Source organism: Mucilaginibacter sp. (assembly GCF_041663085.1).
Classification (GTDB): Bacteria; Bacteroidota; Bacteroidia; order Sphingobacteriales; family Sphingobacteriaceae; genus Mucilaginibacter.
In genome coordinates this window covers 188,909-207,281 of the sequence record NZ_JBAZRC010000001.1, presented here as the reverse complement: position 1 = coordinate 207,281, position 18,373 = coordinate 188,909, and the positions used below count along the sequence as shown (strand labels likewise).

20 protein-coding genes and 1 tRNA gene are annotated in these 18,373 nt (G+C 43.3%); 7 read left to right on the top strand and 14 right to left on the bottom strand.

The genetic code is table 11. The annotated features are described in order from the left end of the window. Window positions 1-40: 40 nt before the first annotated feature. Window positions 41-637 carry a ribonuclease HII gene (locus WC615_RS00985; protein WP_372976276.1) on the bottom strand — a complete coding sequence of 199 codons (597 nt, stop codon included), beginning with the start codon at window positions 635-637 and terminating at the stop codon, window positions 41-43. A gap of 125 nt (window positions 638-762) precedes the next feature. Further along, complete coding sequence (locus tag WC615_RS00980) at window positions 763-1,350, bottom strand: porin family protein (protein ID WP_372976275.1); 588 nt, start codon at window positions 1,348-1,350, stop codon at window positions 763-765. Between the two features lie 125 nt (window positions 1,351-1,475). Between WC615_RS00980 and WC615_RS00975 the strand changes: the two genes are divergently transcribed. The 3 genes from WC615_RS00975 to WC615_RS00965 all read left to right on the top strand — a co-directional run bounded on the left by WC615_RS00975 (window position 1,476) and on the right by WC615_RS00965 (window position 4,229). Beyond that, on the top strand, window positions 1,476-1,691 hold the full coding sequence (locus WC615_RS00975) for a hypothetical protein (RefSeq protein ID WP_191175480.1): 216 nt from the start codon (window positions 1,476-1,478) through the stop codon (window positions 1,689-1,691). A 60-nt stretch (window positions 1,692-1,751) separates the two neighbouring features. After that, window positions 1,752-3,494, top strand: coding sequence for a S41 family peptidase (locus tag WC615_RS00970; protein ID WP_372976274.1), 1,743 nt, complete (start codon window positions 1,752-1,754; stop codon window positions 3,492-3,494). A 195-nt stretch (window positions 3,495-3,689) separates the two neighbouring features. Next, the gene (locus WC615_RS00965) at window positions 3,690-4,229 is read left to right on the top strand and encodes a hypothetical protein (RefSeq protein WP_372976273.1); all 540 of its coding nucleotides are present in this window, start codon (window positions 3,690-3,692) and stop codon (window positions 4,227-4,229) included. An 82-nt stretch (window positions 4,230-4,311) separates the two neighbouring features. On the opposite strand, the gene WC615_RS00960 is transcribed toward WC615_RS00965, so the two are convergent. From WC615_RS00960 to WC615_RS00940, 5 genes are all read right to left on the bottom strand, one after another. Next, window positions 4,312-4,971 (bottom strand): hypothetical protein, encoded by a 660-nt coding sequence (locus WC615_RS00960; RefSeq protein ID WP_372976272.1) that lies wholly within the window; start codon window positions 4,969-4,971, stop codon window positions 4,312-4,314. Between the two features lie 84 nt (window positions 4,972-5,055). Continuing rightward, window positions 5,056-5,667, bottom strand: a complete 612-nt coding sequence (locus WC615_RS00955; protein ID WP_372976271.1) for a hypothetical protein — start codon at window positions 5,665-5,667, stop codon at window positions 5,056-5,058. Window positions 5,668-5,781: 114 nt separating this feature from the next. Then, window positions 5,782-7,467 (bottom strand): sodium/sugar symporter, encoded by a 1,686-nt coding sequence (locus WC615_RS00950; RefSeq protein WP_372976270.1) that lies wholly within the window; start codon window positions 7,465-7,467, stop codon window positions 5,782-5,784. Between the two features lie 52 nt (window positions 7,468-7,519). Beyond that, window positions 7,520-8,848 (bottom strand): xylose isomerase, encoded by a 1,329-nt coding sequence (xylA, locus tag WC615_RS00945; RefSeq protein ID WP_372976269.1) that lies wholly within the window; start codon window positions 8,846-8,848, stop codon window positions 7,520-7,522. 25 nt (window positions 8,849-8,873) lie between these two features. Next, a complete protein-coding gene (locus tag WC615_RS00940) occupies window positions 8,874-10,403 on the bottom strand; it encodes a xylulokinase (protein WP_372976268.1) in 1,530 nt (509 codons plus the stop codon). Between the two features lie 177 nt (window positions 10,404-10,580). Between WC615_RS00940 and WC615_RS00935 the strand changes: the two genes are divergently transcribed. The 3 genes from WC615_RS00935 (at window position 10,581) to WC615_RS00925 (ending at window position 12,962) form a co-directional block, all read left to right on the top strand. Further along, a tRNA-Asp gene (locus WC615_RS00935) sits at window positions 10,581-10,654 on the top strand. 497 nt (window positions 10,655-11,151) lie between these two features. Then, a complete protein-coding gene (locus WC615_RS00930) occupies window positions 11,152-12,402 on the top strand; it encodes a site-specific integrase (protein ID WP_372976267.1) in 1,251 nt (416 codons plus the stop codon). Window positions 12,403-12,419: 17 nt separating this feature from the next. Beyond that, on the top strand, window positions 12,420-12,962 hold the full coding sequence (locus tag WC615_RS00925) for an ORF6N domain-containing protein (RefSeq protein ID WP_372976266.1): 543 nt from the start codon (window positions 12,420-12,422) through the stop codon (window positions 12,960-12,962). A 576-nt stretch (window positions 12,963-13,538) separates the two neighbouring features. Here WC615_RS00925 and WC615_RS00920 read toward each other — a convergent pair. The 4 genes from WC615_RS00920 to WC615_RS00905 all read right to left on the bottom strand — a co-directional run bounded on the left by WC615_RS00920 (window position 13,539) and on the right by WC615_RS00905 (window position 15,192). Then, a complete protein-coding gene (locus WC615_RS00920; RefSeq protein ID WP_372976265.1) occupies window positions 13,539-13,775 on the bottom strand; it encodes a hypothetical protein in 237 nt (78 codons plus the stop codon). Between the two features lie 3 nt (window positions 13,776-13,778). After that, window positions 13,779-14,306, bottom strand: a complete 528-nt coding sequence (locus tag WC615_RS00915; RefSeq protein WP_372976264.1) for a hypothetical protein — start codon at window positions 14,304-14,306, stop codon at window positions 13,779-13,781. A 141-nt stretch (window positions 14,307-14,447) separates the two neighbouring features. Beyond that, on the bottom strand, window positions 14,448-15,008 hold the full coding sequence (locus WC615_RS00910; protein ID WP_372976263.1) for a DUF6624 domain-containing protein: 561 nt from the start codon (window positions 15,006-15,008) through the stop codon (window positions 14,448-14,450). Beyond that, a complete protein-coding gene (locus WC615_RS00905) occupies window positions 14,989-15,192 on the bottom strand; it encodes a PoNe immunity protein domain-containing protein (RefSeq protein ID WP_372976262.1) in 204 nt (67 codons plus the stop codon). The genes WC615_RS00910 and WC615_RS00905 overlap by 20 nt, the downstream gene beginning before the upstream one ends. Window positions 15,193-15,417: 225 nt before the next feature. Here WC615_RS00905 and WC615_RS00900 point away from each other — a divergent pair, with 225 nt between their 5' ends. After that, entirely contained in the window at window positions 15,418-15,720 is a 303-nt protein-coding gene (locus tag WC615_RS00900) for a helix-turn-helix domain-containing protein (protein ID WP_372976261.1), read from the top strand. A gap of 182 nt (window positions 15,721-15,902) precedes the next feature. Here the strand turns inward: WC615_RS00900 and WC615_RS00895 are convergent, their stop codons facing one another. Genes WC615_RS00895 through WC615_RS00885 form a run of 3 tightly spaced genes read right to left on the bottom strand, consistent with a single transcriptional unit; the run spans window position 15,903 to window position 18,233 of the window. Further along, window positions 15,903-16,715, bottom strand: coding sequence for a PRTRC system ThiF family protein (locus WC615_RS00895; RefSeq protein WP_372976260.1), 813 nt, complete (start codon window positions 16,713-16,715; stop codon window positions 15,903-15,905). Continuing rightward, a complete protein-coding gene (locus tag WC615_RS00890; protein ID WP_372976259.1) occupies window positions 16,715-17,461 on the bottom strand; it encodes a PRTRC system protein B in 747 nt (248 codons plus the stop codon). The genes WC615_RS00895 and WC615_RS00890 overlap by 1 nt, the downstream gene beginning before the upstream one ends. Continuing rightward, a complete protein-coding gene (locus WC615_RS00885; RefSeq protein WP_372976258.1) occupies window positions 17,436-18,233 on the bottom strand; it encodes a hypothetical protein in 798 nt (265 codons plus the stop codon). The genes WC615_RS00890 and WC615_RS00885 overlap by 26 nt, the downstream gene beginning before the upstream one ends. Window positions 18,234-18,373: the final 140 nt, after the last annotated feature.

The following is an 18,373-nucleotide window of genomic DNA, read 5'->3' as shown; positions in this document are numbered from 1 at the left end:
CTCAAATGTATTAAACCTTGGAGGGTTTGGCAATTAACTTTTATAAATCAACCAGTTCGGGGGCGGTTACGCGGAAAGTTTTACGATGATATGGCGTATGGCCAAGGTTCAGCACTATTTTACGATGGCTGATGGTGGGATAGCCTTTGTTGCTGTGCCATTCATATTCGGGATGCTCTAAAGCAATTTGCTTCATGTAATCATCGCGATAGGTTTTGGCAAGTATGGATGCAGCTGCTATGCTAAAGTATTTCGAATCGCCTTTTACAATACAGGCATGCGGGGTATCGCGGTATTGAGTAAAGCGGTTACCATCAATAATTAAATACTGGGGGATGCAAAGCAGTTTATCAATAGCGCGGTGCATAGCCAAAAAAGAAGCATTAAGGATGTTGATCTCGTCTATCTCTACGTTATCGCACCAGGCTACGGCATGGGCAATGGCTTTTTCCTCAATTTCGGCACGTAAATCGTAACGTGCCTCTTCTGCTATTAGTTTGGAGTCGTTAAGCAGCTTATGCTTAAAATTATGCGGAAGGATCACAGCAGCGGCAAACACAGGCCCGGCAAGGCATCCACGGCCGGCCTCGTCACATCCTGCTTCAATCAAATCTTTCTGGTATCGGGCTAATAACATTTGCGCTTTATTCCTTTGATTTACAAATATCTTAAAATAAGCGGGCTGCTTACAACACCGGTTGAAAAAATAAAAGGCCGCAGCTTTACGCCGCGACCTTTTGATTTTGAATTTATTAATCTTTATTAAAAGAATTTAAAGCCTACACTTAACGCCCAGATGTTTTGGCGCTGGCCGTAGTTCTCGTTTATTTTGGTTAGGCCGCCCTCATAACGCAGATCGGCAGTAATGTGGCCAATATCAACGCCACCGCCAACCTGGTAGCCCAGGGTGCTTTTTTTGTAGTCGCCAAAATCATTAAACGCGCCGCTTACGTTGTCGTTAAAACTTTGGTTTTTATCTAACACATAGCTAAAAATCGGGCCGGCCATCACCCTAAAGTTAAGGTTATCGCCACCAAAGCCCTTGCCTATTAATAAAGGCACGTTTAAAGTAGTGAACCTAACTTTACCTTCGGTAGTAACGGTACCGCCGTTGTTATTAAAATCAAATTTACCCCCGCTGCTGCCCAGGTAAACCTCGGGCTGCAGGTAAAGGCTGCTGCCAAAACGGGCGAACAGGCCGGCCTGGTAACCGGTAATGGTAGATTCGCTTACGTTGCTGGTGTTGATCTTGGAAAAATTGATACCCGCTTTAGCACCCAGCGAAAACTGCGCTTTGGCACTTATTACAGCCATAAACAGTATGGCCACGCTTAAAAAACATTTTTTCATAGTAGTATGGTTTTAGTTTATAAAAACGGTTTGATGCGTATTGTTTTTAAAAGTTTAACACGCCGCAGCATATTAAACGTACGCTGCGGTGTATTTTTTATATTTTTGCCTAAATAATTTATTTTATGGCAGAGATAACTATCAGTAATAAAGACTGGGAGCGTATAAAAATAAAGGTGCAAAGAAAATATAACCACCTTACCGACGAGCAGTTGCAATACACCGAAGGGCAGGAAGAAAGCCTGATAACGCGCTTAATGGACCTGGTTAACCGCGACCGTAAATACGTGGTGTTTACCCTTACAAAAGCTTTGGTAAACATAGATACTAACCGCCTTTAAAAACAGTTTATTATAAAAAGCCGTTAGGCTTTTATATATTTATATTTCAAGAGGTTAAGGATGATGGATAAAAGGGTTATAAGCAAATTCAAAAAACCGGCATTGTATGCAGGGGCTTTGGCATTGGCTATAAGTGTATGGAGTTTTCAGGACGATCTTTTCCAGATATCTAAAAACCTGGATGTATTTGCATCGGTATATAAAGAGGTTAACATAAACTATGTTGATGATATCAACTCGGCTAAACTAATAAAAACCGGCGTTGATGCCATGCTGGATGGCCTTGACCCGTACACCGAGTTTGTGCCCGAGTCTGAAATTGAAGAATATAAACTGCACTACGTAAGTACCCAATACGGCGGTATAGGCGCCAGTATTTTTGTTCGCGATAATAAGATTTACATATCTGATGTGTTCACCAACTTCCCGGCGCAAAAGGCTGATATACGCCAGGGCGACCAAATGTTGAAGATAAACGATGTTGAACTTGCCGGCAAAACCAACGACCAGGTAAGCCAGCTTTTAAAAGGATCTAAAGGCGCGACAATTAAATTATTAATGAAACGCGATGCCGAAGCCCCGGTAGTAAAAAGCCTGGTGCGCGACGAGATAAAGCAGCCAAATGTGGTTTACTCGGGCATGGTGGCCGGTAACATGGGTTACATTAAGCTGAACAAATTTTTAGAGAACTCGGCCGATGAAGTTACTACCGCTTTAACCGCTATTAAGAAAAACAACCCTAACGGTATCATCCTTGATCTGCGATCGAACGGTGGTGGCATCTTGCAGGAGGCTGTTAAAATTGTGAACCTGTTTGTGCAAAAGGATGTGCAGGTGGTATCGCAAAGGGGTAAAATAAAAGAGAAAAACTTTACATACAATACCGTTAGCACCCCTATGGAGCCTAACCTGCCGCTGGTGGTGCTGGTAAACAGCCGCTCGGCATCAGCATCAGAAATTGTTGCGGGCGCCCTGCAAGACCTTGACAGGGCCATTATCATAGGCCAGCGTAGTTATGGTAAAGGGCTGGTGCAGCAAACCTTTAATTTGCCGTATAACAGTCTGGTGAAGGTTACGGTTGCCAAATATTACGTGCCATCGGGCCGCTGCGTGCAGGAGATTGATTACACCCATCGCAAAGATGACGGCAGCGTTATAAAAGTGGCAGATTCGGCCATTCATGAGTTTAAAACAAAAAATGGCCGTTCGGTTTATGATGGCAGCGGTATTTACCCGGATGTTTTTATAAAGCAGGAACGCTTTGCTAACATTACCCAAACACTGATAAGTAAGCTGCTGATATTTGATTATGCTACCAAATACCGTAACACGCACTTAAAACCTATCGACCCAAAATCGTTTGCGCTGACGGACGGGGACTATGACGACTTTATTAAGTTTTTAGACGGGAAGAATTATACCTACAGCACCGTATCAGAAAAAATGCTGAACAGCTTAAAAACACAGGCAACAAAAGAGAAGCAATTTGCCGAAATACAAGCCGAGTACGATGCGCTAAAGGCCAAAATGGCCAGCAGTAAAAAAAACGATCTGCAATTGCATAAGGATGAAATTAAGCAGGTAATTGAAAATGAGATAGCTTCCCGTTACGAATACGAAAAAGGCCGCTATGAAGCCAACTTTAAATATGACAAGGAGCTTGCCGCGGCTGTAAAAGTTATGCAGGATAAAACACAGCTTGCATCTATACTAAAAGGCGTAGGCGATTATAAAACTATTGGCAAGCCGATGCTGGCCATGGCCGGTAAAAAAGCGGCTGATAAAGATGATAGTGACGATTGATGTAAGAATCAAGAGTTAAGACATAAGAATCAAGATAGCAAAGCCTTTCAAATTAATTTGAAAGGCTTTGCTGTTTTACGTCTTGTGTCTTGATTCTTATATCTTGACTCTAATCGTGTAACATCCATGTTATACCCCTTCTTTTTATTAAACTATAATTCGCGGTAGCTGTCATACCTGCAAAAATATACAACTATGAAAAAGGTAATTATTACAGCAGCCATATTTTTAAGCTGCATAGCATACAAAACAGCAAGTGCGCAAGTTAGTTTAAGCATTAACATTGGCAGCCAGCCCGAGTGGGGGCCAACAGGTTACGACCATGCCGATTATTACTACATGCCAGATATTGATACCTATTATGATGTACCGGCCCATCAATATGTATACCTGGAGAATAACAGTTGGGTACGCAGGGCAAGTTTACCACCAAGGTATAGTAACTACAATATATATAACGGCTATAAAGTTGTTGTGAACGAGCCCCGCCCATGGGTGCATGCAACAACCTATCGTACCAAATACGCAGGTTACAGAGGCCGTACCGGCCAAACCATAATACGTGATAGCCGTGATGTTAAATACCGTAACCATTGGTCAAATAGTAACCGCCCGGTACGTGTAGAGAACCGCACAGTGGTAAAACATACTACTAAAATTGTAAAACATGATAACCGTGGTAATAACAAAGGCCATGGTAATGATAGGGGCCACGACCGCGGACACAGGGACTAAGGCTACCCATTGATAATAAGAAAGGCTCCTTTATAAAAGGGGCCTTTCTGTGTTTAAAGTATTTATACGGGATAAAAAAAACTTATTTATTGCTAAACTCTGTTAGCTTTATCATGTCTTGTACCTTACCAAAGGCAATGTTGTTTTCTTTTATAAAAGCATCTATAGGGGCTTCTTTACCGGGGAACTGCTTAGCGAAAGCTTTTAAATTAGGTACTGGTACATAATCGTTACCTTTTTTTAACCAATAGATGTTTTGCGTATCCATTATATAGCCGTCGGCCAGTTTAATATCATAATTGCCGGGTTTGTCTGAACTGCTCTTACTGCCACCCAGTGTGCCGTTAAGGGTTGAATTTGAGGTGCCTATGCGGCCACCAAGCGCATCCCCTTTAACAATTTTACCTTTGTATTGTGCATATAAGGCAACGGGCGTTTTTGTAAGCTTTTCATAAAAACCTACTTTACCGGGTACAAGTAAACGGCCCTGGATAGCAATGCTATCTATATTGCCGCTTTGATCTAAAACCAGCTTGCTGCCATTTTGGTCAAACATCATCTCCTGGGTTATGGTGTTGTAGTTAAGTACAGCATCAAGTGTTGCGCCGTTTTTTTGGAAAACGGTTCCTGTTGTAAAATCAGTAAAAATAAATGGTGAAGTTGCCGGATTTACGCCCACCTGGGCAAAGGCGCCGGATAAGCATAATAAAGCTGCTCCTGTAAGTAAGGTTATTTTTTTCAATTTGGTGAAGTTTATAAGTGTGATAAACATTTAGACTATAAACTTAGCCATTAGTTTAAATAAAAGATAGCTAAATAAAATTTATTACTTTTCTAAGATGCCGCTAACCAGCGATTTCCATTGCGGCCCGGAGAGGCCTTCGCGGGCCGCAAGGGCGATGATGGTATTACGAACGGTATCATACAAACCAACGCCCTTATTATTGGGCGTTTCGTTACGTCCGTATGATGCCGCGCTAACATGGGTCAGGTACCGCTCTACAATAAATGTATTGGTTGACTGGTGGGCAAAAAAGTGCGCGATGGCCCTATCCGGGTGCATAGGGCTGGCAACAGGCCTTACGGTCATGGTGATATATTCGCTTTCGGCGGTGGCGTCGTCAACCTCTTCTATCGCCTCTATCCTTACCCATTCCTTCCCATCGCCGGCAAGCGGGCCGGGAGCGGGCAGGTTAATATAAAACAGGTCGCCTTTTTCGGCCATTTTATAAACTTCGTTACCTGCAGCATCTGTTATGGCAAACTTAGCCGAATGCGGGCCACTCAACACATGCCATTGCGAGATATCTTTAAGGCGGTCTTTAGCCAAAAGAAACAAATGATGTGCTTCCTGCGCAGATCCACAATCTACAAAGTGGATAACATCTGTTTTTTCGCCTTCGGTTTGTGGCGGTATATTATCGGCAGCGTTGTTCATGGCGTATGGGTTTACATTAGCAACAAATTATGGTATGCGCTTGTTTTGATATTAACAACACATAAAAAAAGCGGCCATTTTCAAAGCCGCTTTTGGATATATAATTAAATGATACTACCAGAAGAATGAGTACAGCGCTACAATAATACCGCCTACCAGTAATGCACCGGCAGTAAACGCGCGCGATGTTTTAAACATAGAGGCATCAATTTCCAGTCCGTTAGCTTTAACACCTTTGGCATGATCAATTTTTGATATGATGTACATGCCCAAAACGCATAGCAGGAACACGAAACCCATCCTGTCAATAAACGGGATCTCATAAACACCCTTTTCGTTCAGCTTTGAAAATCCAAACTGGTTTAAAAATTCCAAATTGGTGTAGCGTGGTAAAAACTTAAAAAATACCGAGAAGCAGAAGCCGCCAATGGTGGCAAACAATGCGCCGTTAGAAGTAGCCTTTTTCCAGAAAAAGCCCAGGATGAACATGGCAAATATGCCCGGCGATACGAAGCCGGTATACTCCTGGATGTATTGGAACCCCTGTTTACCCTCGCCCATTAGCTGTTCGCCAATAAGCAGTGACATAATTACCCCCAGCGCCATAGCTACCACAACAGAGATCTTACCCAGCCTTACCAACGATTTGTCGGTAGCATCGGGTTTAATGGCTTTTTTATAGATATCTAAAGTAAATATAGTGGCAATACTGTTTGCCTTACCCGCAAGCGATGCCACAATAGCTGCTGTAAGTGCTGCAAACGACAATCCCTTTAAGTAGGTAGGCAATAAATTTAAAAGCGATGGATAAGCTTTGTTTGGATCCATAACACCCTTTGAGCTCATCATCTCCTGGTGAAACATCCCTTTTTGATAAAGCAGGTAAGCTGCAATGCCCGGCAATACTACAATAACAGGCATCAGCAATTTTAAAAATGCCGCGAACAGGATACCCGCACGAGCTGTTTTTAAATCGGCACCTAAGGCGCGCTGGGTGATGTATTGGTTACAGCCCCAGTAATTGAGGTTTACGATGATCATACCACCAATAAGTACCGATAAGCCCGGCATCTCCATATAATTAGGATTGCTTTTGTCAAATATCATATGGAAGTGGTCGGCAGCCTCTGTGCGCATAATGCTAAGCCCGTTCCATAAACCGGTAGTGCCCGATTTTTCGCTGATCAGGTTTAACGCCAAATAAGTAGCAACCAGCCCGCCCAGTATCAATACAAATACCTGTATAACATCGGTATAGCCAATCACCTTCATGCCACCCAGGGTAATAAAAACCGCGAATATTGCCAGTAGTGTGATACATACTGTTATATCAATTCCGGAGATGCCGCTTATGGCCAATGCGCCCAGGTAAAGTATAGACATTAAATTTACCACGATATATAGCAACAGCCAAAAAATAGCCATTACCATAGCTACTGTGCCGTTATACCGCTGGTGCAGGAATTGCGGCATGGTGAAGATCTTATTCTTCAGGTATATAGGAATAAAAAATATGGCTACGATTATTAGGGTAGCTGCCGCCATCCACTCGTAGGTAGATATAGCCAGCCCCATTTTAAATGCCGAACCGCTGGTGCCGATAAACTGCTCGGCAGAGATGTTCGAGGCTATAAGTGATGCGCCAATTGCCCACCACGTAAGCGACCCCTCGGCCAGGAAATAATCTTTAGAAGTTGCGTCGGCATTATGCTTACGCCTGTAGATCCAGTATCCGTATAACGATACAATTATAAAATAGATAAAAAACACAGCATAATCGCCGTTAGATAGGGTCTTCATTTATCTGCTAAGGGGTTTAAAATAGGTTTATAAATTGGGAGGCTAATAATAGTTATATATATCGGTTAATCAAATTTTCAAGATACTCTTGTTTGCCGCTGATGGTTGCAGGTTCGCCATTATCTATAGCGTATTGGCGCAGATCTTCAAGCGAGAGTTTTCCGGCTTCGTAATCTTTACCCTTGCCGCTATCAAACGAAGCGTAACGTTCCTGCCTTATCTTTTTATAATCCGACCGCTGCAAAATGTCGTTGGCGATGATCAGCGCCCTTGCAAAAACATCCATCCCGCCTATGTGGGCATAAAACAGGTCGGCCGGGTCGGTAGAGTTACGGCGGATCTTGGCATCAAAGTTTATACCGCCACCTGCAAAACCACCGGCTTGCAGTATAATCAGCATATATTCAGTAACCTCGGTAATATCATTCGGAAACTGGTCGGTATCCCAGCCATTCTGGTTATCGCCCCGGTTGGCATCTATTGAACCCAGCAACCCCGCATCGGCAGCTACCTGCAGTTCGTGCTGAAAAGTATGACCGGCCAGCGTGGCGTGGTTAACTTCAAGGTTCAGTTTAAAATCATTCAGCAGGTCATACTTCTGCAAAAAGCCCAATACTGTTGCCGCGTCATAATCATACTGGTGTTTGGTTGGCTCGCATGGCTTTGGTTCTATAAAAAACGTGCCTTTAAAGCCCTGTTTACGTGCATAATCTTTAGCAGTGTGCAAAAATTTAGCGAAGTGTTCCTGCTCACGTTTCATATCGGTATTCAGCAGGGTCATGTATCCTTCGCGGCCGCCCCAAAAAACATAGTTTTCGCCACCAAGGGCAATGGTAGCATCAATAGCTGCCTTTACCTGCGCCCCGGCATGTGCCAGTACATGAAAATCGGGGTTTGTAGAAGCCCCGTTCATATACCTGCGGTTGCTAAACAGGTTTGATGTGCCCCAAAGCAATTTTACACCACTTGCGGCTTGCTTTTGTTTGGCGTACTCAACCAAAGCCTGCAGGCGGCGGTCGTTCTCCGTAACATCATTGGTATAATCAACCACATCCACATCGTGGAAGCAATAGTAGGGTAAATTCATTTTGGTGATGAACTCAAATGCGGCGTCCATTTTATCTTTGGCGCGTTCTACAGCATCAGCCTTTACGGCCCATGGGAAGATGTGGGTTGGTTCGCCAAACGGATCGGCACCGTTACCGCAGAACGAGTGCCAGTAAGCACAGGCAAAGCGCAGGTGGTCTTTCATGGATTTACCGTTGATCACCCTGTCGGCATCATACCAGCGAAATGCCAGCGGGTTATCAGACCTTGGGCCTTCATACTGTACCTGTTCTATTCCTTTAAAAAACTCTTTATCACCGGTTACAATGTTCATAGTAGTAGATTTATATAATGATTTATTATTTATTGACAGGTTCACGTCCTGCATCCTGATTCTTGTCGTCCTGCTTCACTTCCAGGTGCTGTTCAAGGATGTTTTTCCAATCCTGGTATATGCTTTCGAAAGCAGCGGCACCAGTAGGTTCCACATAGCCAACCCGCTCCGCCTTGCTGAATGCTTCTGCCTGTGAAGGGAAGATCTCGGCACCAATGCCCGCCCCTAATGCTGCGCCAAGGCTGCCATCGTTGTTATAAAGCTCTACCGGAACACCAGTAGCGTTCACAAATGTTTGGGTAAACAGGTTGCTTAAAAACATATTGGTTTTACCTGCGCGGATCACAGTTGGGTTCATGCCGTTCTCGCGCATAATATCCAGCCCGTATCTGAAGGCGCAGGCAATACCTTCCTGCGCAGCCCTAAAGATATGAGCGGGCGTATGCAGGTTCAGGTCTATATTGTGCAGGTGCGCGCCTACCTGTTTATTGTTTAGCATTCGCTCGGCACCGTTGCCAAATGGCAGTATACGCAGGCCATTGCTGCCCGGCGGGGCGCCTTCTGCCAGTTTATTCATCTGCTCATAACTAAGTGATGTGCCGAATGTATTCTTTATCCACCGGTACAAGCTGCCCGTGCCGTTTATACAAAGTAAAACGCCAAGCCTTTTACGCTCATTGGTATAATTGACATGTGCAAAAGTGTTTACGCGCGATTGTGGGTCGAAAGCCAACTGATCGCTTACGCCATATATAACACCGGAGGTGCCTGCTGTTGCAGCCACCTCACCAGGTTTCAGCACGTTTAAGGATAAGGCGTTGTTGGGCTGGTCGCCGGCTTTATAGGTAACCGGGGTGCCTGCTGTTAGCCCTAATAAGGCGGCGACCTTTTCCGTTACCCTGCCATGGGCCGAGAAAACCGGCTTAACGGTTGGGAACAGCGTATCGCTAAAGCCAAAATAATCTGTAATATCTTTTGAGATACCATTAAACTGAAAATCGAAAAAGATACCTTCTGATAATGCCGAAGCCGAGGTGGTTATCTCGCCGGTAAGTTTCATGGCTATGTAGTCGCCGGGGAGCATGATCTTATCTATGCGTTTGTAAATTCCCGGTTCATTTTGTTTTACCCAGGCCAGTTTTGCCGCCGTGAAGTTGCCTGGCGAGTTAAGCATATGCGACAGGCAGGTTTCGGTACCGATATCGGTAAAGGCCTTATCGCCGATTTCTACCGCCCGGCTATCGCACCAAATGATGCTGTCGCGCAGAATTTTCTGCTCCTTATCTACCAAAACCAGCCCGTGCATCTGGTAAGCAATGCCAATTGCAGAAATATTTTTAAGGTTGTAACCACCCTTTTTATTGCAAAGTGCCAGGGCTTGCTGCGTTTGCTGCCACCACATATCTGGCGATTGCTCGGCCCAGCCAGTTTGCAGGGTTTTGATGGGCGATTCCTCGTCAGGATATTGCGCGGAAGCAATAACGCGCTGGTTTTCAGCATCAACAATGCATACTTTTACCGAAGAGGTGCCTACATCAATGCCTAATAACAGCATGTTATTGTTCTTTAAGAATTACGTGGACGATTAATAATTGGGTATTAAAAAACGAATTTAAAGTAATTTTTTAAAAACCGTCTATTTGACGCCAATTAGGCCAAAAACAATAAAAATGAGAAATTTTAAAAAAGAGTTGTGTAAAAGAAAAAGGTGCGTATATTTGCAATCCCAAACGGAGTGGTAGTTCAGCTGGTTAGAATGCCTGCCTGTCACGCAGGAGGTCGCGGGTTCGAGTCCCGTCCATTCCGCTAAAAGAGCCTTAAAAACTCTCAAAAACGCTTAGATTTCTGGTCTAAGCGTTTTTTTTTGCTCAAAAAATTGCATAAAACCTCAGCATTTATGACTCATCCGGTGACCTATTCGGTGACTGGTTCAAACCTCCTAATTTAGTCACCAAATCAATGATTAACTAATTGATAGTCAAATAATTATAATCATAAATTTTGGACTCAAAAAACCTCAATTTATATCAAATTTTTGGCTTCAGAAGTGATCTGAAATTTGGGAAATATCAAAAGGGCTCAAACGCACGGAAGCGTTTGGTCCGAGGGTTCCGGTTCCGGCAAAAAATGCTGTTTTTACAGTATTTGTGTCCAATTCGGTGACCTGTTTAACAACCTTAAAAAAGGTCACCGAATAAGAGGTTAATTGATTGATTTTAAAGCGCTTGATATTAAAAAAGAAGGTCACGGGAAGCGAGTTTCCAAGCCATCACAGTTAAACAAGTATTTTAAAATTCATTCAAATGAAAAATGTACAGAAATTCTCGGTCCTGATCTGGGCCGACAAACGGAAAACAGATTCACAGGGAATGGTCCCCCTTTATGCGCGGATTACCTATTTAGGCAAACGTTCGGAAATCTCACTTGGCAGAAAAGTCGACCCCGAAAAGTGGGATGTAGAAAGCGGGTATTTAAAAGGGAACGGCCAGGATGCTAAAGATGTCAATGCCACCATTTCCGAATCGATCTACGGTATACGCAGGGCTTTCGAAGATCTAAAGAGGCTCGAAGATTTTATAACTGCCGAAAAGATCAAACGCAAATTTACCGGAGAAGAAGAAAAGCGCCGGATGCTCCTGGAGGTTTTTGATGAGCACAATAATGATCTTGAAAAGTTAGTAGACAAGGATTTCGTAAAGGCCACTTTGACCAAGTATAAAACAGTGCGAAAGAAAACGGCAGAGTATATCCAGTTTCGGTTTAAGAAGCCTGACGTTTACCTGGAATCCATTGACTACGCATTTGTGACCGGCCTGGAGATGTATTTAAAAACCGTAGACGGCATCGAGCATAACACGGCAATGCGGTACATCAAAAATTTAAAAAAGATCATTAACCTCGCCGTCAATAATCAATGGATGAGCCATAATCCATTTAACTTGTTCAAGTGCACATACAATAAGGTTAAAAGGGTTGAACTGGAATGGGAAGAGATCAGCGCCCTGGCAGCTTATGAATTTAAGGTAAAGCGATTAGCAGAAGTTAGGGACACCTTTCTCTTCTGCTGTTATACAGGTTATGCATTTATAGATGTCGACAAGCTAACACCTCAGCATGTTATCACGGGTGCAGATGAAGTTACCTGGGTCAAAACAACCCGGACAAAAACAGAGATCGAGTCTAATGTGCCATTGATCCCGCAAGCGATAGAGATCATTAACCGATATGCAGATCACAACTGCAGAATCGTTGAGAACCGGTTACTCCCTGTAAAAAGCAATCAGAAAATGAATGCCTATTTAAAGGAGATAGGCGATCTGGCCGGGATTGAGAAGGTGTTGACGACCCACATCGCGCGGCACACATTTGCGACCACCGTTACCCTTGAAAATGACGTTCCGCTGGAAACAGTGAGCAGGATGCTTGGTCATACCAAATTCAGCACAACACAGATCTACGCCAAGATGAAAGATAAAAAGGTTAATCGGGATATGCAGGCATTGAAGGCACGATTAATTGCCAATCAAAGAATTACAGAGTTAGTTGAAGTTTGAATTTAAAATATGCGATTATGATAGAGAAAGATTTTAAATCATTTATTCCTGACGAGGTTGTCATGAATAAAATATATTACATCAGGAACCAAAAAGTGATGCTTGCCAGTGATCTTGCTGATTTATATCAGATTGAAACCCGTGTTTTAAATCAAGCGGTATCCAGAAACATCAAACGATTTCCTGGTGATTTCATGTTTCAACTAACTCCTGAAGAGTACGAATCTTTGACATCACAATTTGTGATGTCAAAAAAGGGCCGAGGTGGTCGTCGGTTATTACCCAATGTTTTTACAGAGCATGGAGTTTTAATGCTATCAAGTGTTCTAAACAGCGACCAGGCAATTCAGATCAACATACAGATCGTAAGAATTTTTACGAAAATAAGGATGTTGCTAATAGATAATGCGGATATAAGAACTGAAATTGAAAAAATTAAAAATCAACTTAAAAATCAAAGTGCCAATATGGAAGTTGTTTTTAAATACTTAGATGAATTGATGGAACAGAAAGAGAAGCCAAGGACACAGATCGGATATAAACCTGAAGGTTTTGGTTGAGATCACAATTGCGCTCATTAGAGCAACAGGAATTAATTACGGATAAATGTGCAATTAAATAGTTCCGGTTATAAATTGTGTACGCAGTGCGTACACAATTTATTGTTGTAGGAATTTGAATTGTGTCCACACCGTGGACACAATTCAAATAAAGATAAGTGTCATAATTGTGCGGCACTATCTGCACAATTCGTTTAACAAATCATCAACAGAACAATTGTGCACGCACTGCGTGCACAATTGTTTTTTCACTGCTCAGGCCCGTAAACAACTAACCGCTTACGACGCTTCGTTGCGGACTGGCCTTAATGGTATTTGCCGTTTCGGCCAAACCAAACCCCGGCGGTTCTAAAAAAGCCTTACACCATTGCTTTGAAGCTTAATGACACAGAAATACCTATATTATTGAAAATTTAAGAAAAATGCGTGACAAGTCCAACCTTTATCTTATTGCTTTGCTTACGCTTAAATGGTGGTCTCATTCATCATATCCACATATATACAAGCGGCATAAATAACAACACCCCGGTCTTTTAGGCCGGGGTGTTTTGCTATGTAGAATGTTAGTAGCCGGAATTATGCTTTAGCCCTCTTTCTTGAAACCCGTTCAGGTTGAACGGCTGCCGTCTTAGTACGACCAATATGTGTGGGCACTTTTACAGAGCCCTGTGTTGCTACTCTTACGCTTACAGGCTTTTGTCCTGTTTTTTTATATTGTGCTATTGCCTGAGCAATTGTTTGCCTGGTAGCTTCAGTAAAAACCGACGGCGCTACAACCAGGTCAACGTTTTTTGGTTCTCTGATATATCCCATAATTCAAACTTTAAAATATTGTTTAATCAAAAATAATGCCTCTTGCGGATAAATGATCATGTTATGCCCGCCATTATGTACCGCTCCTAAAACCTGTTCATAATGACTGATCAGTTTTGTTTTTGCCTGAAAGGAGATAAATCCCTCGTTACCCGCATCCCATGACCTTTTGCAAGCATAGGCAAAAAGGTTTCCGCCAACACCCTCGTGCTTTTTATCAGCCCCAAAATTAATCGGCGCACTTTCTGCCAGGTGCACATATACATAACCATCCATATCACTTAAACTGATCAGTCCCTGTAATATTTCCGGTTCATCGGCCAAGGTTAATTTATAAACCTCCCGATCGGTTTGTTTAAATTCAGCCCTCCATGAAAAATGCCAGCCGCCTTTTTTAGTGACTAACTTTATATCTTCACTCTTCGCAAGCGACATATCTGTTTCAAAACTTTCACCATTGGCAACCTGACGGATACTATTTGTCAGATCGTCAATAACTAAATTAAGGTGATAAACCGAATCGTCAGACATTACACGAATATACGAAAAATGCAGTTAAAAAAGGACGATTTAACTGTCACTTTATAAAACGCATGATCAAGGCAAATCCCGCATTTGGGCATTTTACTTATATCTGGTGAATATTTTCTGTGTTTGCCCTTTCAGACAAAATCATTTCCATCCAACCTCTTTTCGCCAGCGGTTGAATTCATCATCACCATCAGGGTGCAGATCCACGTTATGATCGTAGGCGGCACACTCGACGATCAGGTCTTCGTCGTGCGCCCTGAGCTGCAATGCTTCGCGCAGGCGCATCATTTCTACCTTATCTTCGACCGGATACATGCCACGGCCGTCGAATTGGGTGCCATACTTTTGCGGTCTGCCTTCAAAATAGCATATCCTGTCGTAAAGGTACGCCTGATTTTGCGGGCTTACATCGTCACCGGCCTCAGCGATTAACGCATAGCACCTTTTCATCAGTGCCGGCTCGCTGATGGCATGCTGCACGATAAGCCATGCCGCTTCACTGGCTTCTTGGCCAACCTTTGACCTTGTCGGATACCCGATTGCGTCGATGATCTCTTCCAGCCGTGCGGCATTGTTTTTATGGACCCGCTCCATATCGGGGCTATAGCCCGGTGAGAGCCGGCCTTCGTTTAATAGCTTTTCCCGCACTTGCAGGTCGCGCTGCGCCATCCCTATCAGTTGATCAGCAATGTGTGTGTTCATATGGCTTTAATTTGATCAATATAAAAACCTTGTAAAGAATATAAGCATTTAATGCTCCTCGATCGTCGGTTCCTTTTTCTGATGCTACTTTTTCAACTAAGGCTTCAAACTTTTTTATTCTTTCAGTTTGATAATTAATGTATTCCTCGAAGTACCTTCCATCTTTTAAATTGTCTCTTAACATATGATTGTTTGCTTATGTCGCCTATTAGAGCATAGGGGCAACACTATTTAAACTATCTATTCCAATGCTTTACCCGATCTGTAATAAAATTACAAAATCACTTGCTATGGTCTGTTTAATTTGCGCCCTAATAATAAAATCTGTTATCCGACTCGGATGAAATCGGATTAAACCTAAGGAGGTAAATGCCATTTTTGTATCCGTTATATATTAAACAAGCAAGATATGGCAGCAGAAATCATCACCAAGGAAGATCTACAGGAGTTCGGCAAGAACTTAATGAACCAGATCAGGAGCCTGCTGGGTCAGGCAATTGAGGAACCCAAAAAATGGCTTAAGAGTTACCAGGTCAAAAACCTGCTTAAGATCTCCGACAATACCCTCCAAACGCTTAGGGAAAACGGTACGATACCTTTTTCCAAAGTCGGGGGAATCCTTTATTACAATATTGAGGATATCAATAAAGTGCTGAGCGGTGAGGTCAAAAGTAAACGGATCAAGATCGGTAAAGGTGCCGATGCTGCCTGACGCAGGGATATATTTGAATGGCAGCGTAGGGAATCTTCGTTAAATGAAGGGTGATTCTTTTGCTAATGGAGCGCCCCGTAATTTCACCCATATCATTTACCCATATAAATTACGGGGCGAAACGGGGCGGGCGCATGCCCGCCCGCCGGGGATTTGGCGGGCATTAAATACTCCTGAATAATTCAGGCGACTTTAATCGGCTGTGTCCTGAAATCTGCGAGGTTTAAGAAAAATCCACGGTTAAACAGAATACCCTCACGGAACATCTGCCAAAGCAGGGATGCCCCGCAGTTGGCCAGTGCGGAGTTGATAAATAAATCCTGTTTGGTCAGGGCTTCTGCCAGTGAACAGCTTGGCGTATCATCTGCGTTTTCTGAAGCGTTCAGTAGTTCTTTAAATTCCTCGGTCACTATCGGCAGGTTTTCTACAGGGCGGTATAATTTAGATGCAGGCTGTTTGATTTTTTCGAGGGTCGATAAAATGACCTGACCACTCGAACGGCTGTTACCGAAATCCATCCAATACTGTACACGGTTACGGCCACCGTATTTATCAGTCAGGTGTTTTAATATTTCTGCTATCTCATAACGGGCATCTACGGTATCTACGCAGGAAATGGTTATCGTGGCACTCGCCAAATCTTTATCTTTTAACGATGCCTTGTCATAACGGGTAGTTTCCGCGCGCCAGTTTGTGCCGAAAAAGCGGTTGATACGATTTATTAAGGCGACTGATTTGTGCAAACCTAATTCTGCGGTCGTAAACAACTGCCTGCCGAGGTTGGCGGTATTTACGGTATCATCGTCAAATAGGCGCACGAATAATCCCGCATGTCCCAATGCGTTAAGTGCATGGTTCATTCTTGCCAATGCGGTTAATACCTGACCGCCTGTACCGCCTGCTCCAATCAAGTTAACAACAACGGGATTGTACGGTTGTAATAATTCCTTTTGTACGATATGTACAGCAGGTTTACTATTTTTCCTGGCTCTCATTAGATGATTTGTTTAAGGGTTAAACTGGTTTTAATTAATTCTTCCTGTGGGAACGGCTTGCCTGTCCCTGCAAGGGAACGCCATAATTCGGAGGTGTTGCTTTTCGTGCTGTTATTCCCGCTGATGGAATGGCTAAAATTGCTGTCAAAGAAATACTGCTCCCATGTTTTCGTAAATTCCTCTAAGCTGGAGCTTTTACCGATATTGATTTGCACTGTTCCCATACAAACCTGACCGCTTGTGTATATGTTCAAATATGGGGCGTGGCAAAGTTTGGTCTTTTCTGTCGGTTTGGTTTTGCCCTTTAAGCCGTAAACCGCTAAATGGTCGGCATTGGCTTTCCAAAGCATGGCAGGCACATGGAATTTACCTGACGGTATATTCAGTCCATCCACAAAAAACAGGTTCACTTCCTGCGGTGGCGTGTGCCATACAGCATAGCCATTCGCCTGCTGATTGACATACAAAATATTAGATGGCAAAAGTCCCTTGCTTTTGAGGTAGCTGCTCTTGGCCTCCTGAGAGGTTTGCAACAAATCGCTTAGTGCGGTCACTTCCTTTTCGTTCAATGGATGGGCATTGATGGGCTTGCCATTCCTACCGATGTCGTAGCTTTCCACATAAATCTCGGTACTTTTCTCCTCCCTATGGAACTGGGTGATTTCATCGGCTTTATCGTAGCGATAAATCAGCAGGGCTTTGAACGGTTCGAAACCGCTGTTAAACTGTTGGGTGATGTTCTTCATGGTCATAAGCATTTAACAAGTCCCGTAAACGTTCAATCAAATCAAACAGGCGGTTCTCAAATTCAAAATCTTTTTTATCGGTTTCGGGCAGGGTATCGAAATAATACACGGCAGTCGGTTCATCCATGACAGGTCTTTCCTGAAATGCGCAGTTGATCATTTCCAGTAATTCATGCTGAAAACAATCCTTGTCGCTCCAATAGAAACTGGTGTATTCCCACATGGTAATCCGTTCTTCCTCGTCAGGATAAAGCAAATCTTCGTGGATGCCGTCAGCTAAAGAGCGTTTAGGGTACTGGCGGTAAAGCTGTAAAAAATCGATAGCCAGTAGTTCCCATTCCAGTTCATTTTTATCCCGGTGACGGTAGTTAGTAATGACACTTTCCATTTTACCGAGCCAGTCAGGATTTTTGATAATGGGCATGATATGACCACCCGCCCGTCTTAACTCATACAGGGTATCTTCCTGTTGCTGTCTCCATTCCTTATCTTCTTCGTCATTCATTCCCTCGTTCTCTGTTTCACTCATCCATTGTTCTAAGGTATCATACTGGTAATCCATAAAACTGCCATTCTCGGCATAAAAAGGAATATCTACCACTTGATGCAGGTAAGCGAAAATGACCGTTACCAGTTCGGTGATGGCTTGTTGTTCCCCGCATTGTGACCATTGCCAGTAAGTCCTGACAGGAATATAAAAAAGACAATGGCTCAAATCCAAAGTTTTGACCACGGATAGTACTGCCTGCCTATGCTTATCCTGTATAATCATACAATGATTTTCACGGTCAATATCCCGCACCTGCTTTTCTACTGTTTCCCAAGACGCATAAATATTCTGCGGGAAAGGTAAATCCGTTTTGGGGTAAGCTAACCCATAGTATTTGCAGAGATTCGCAAGAGAGTTAAAAT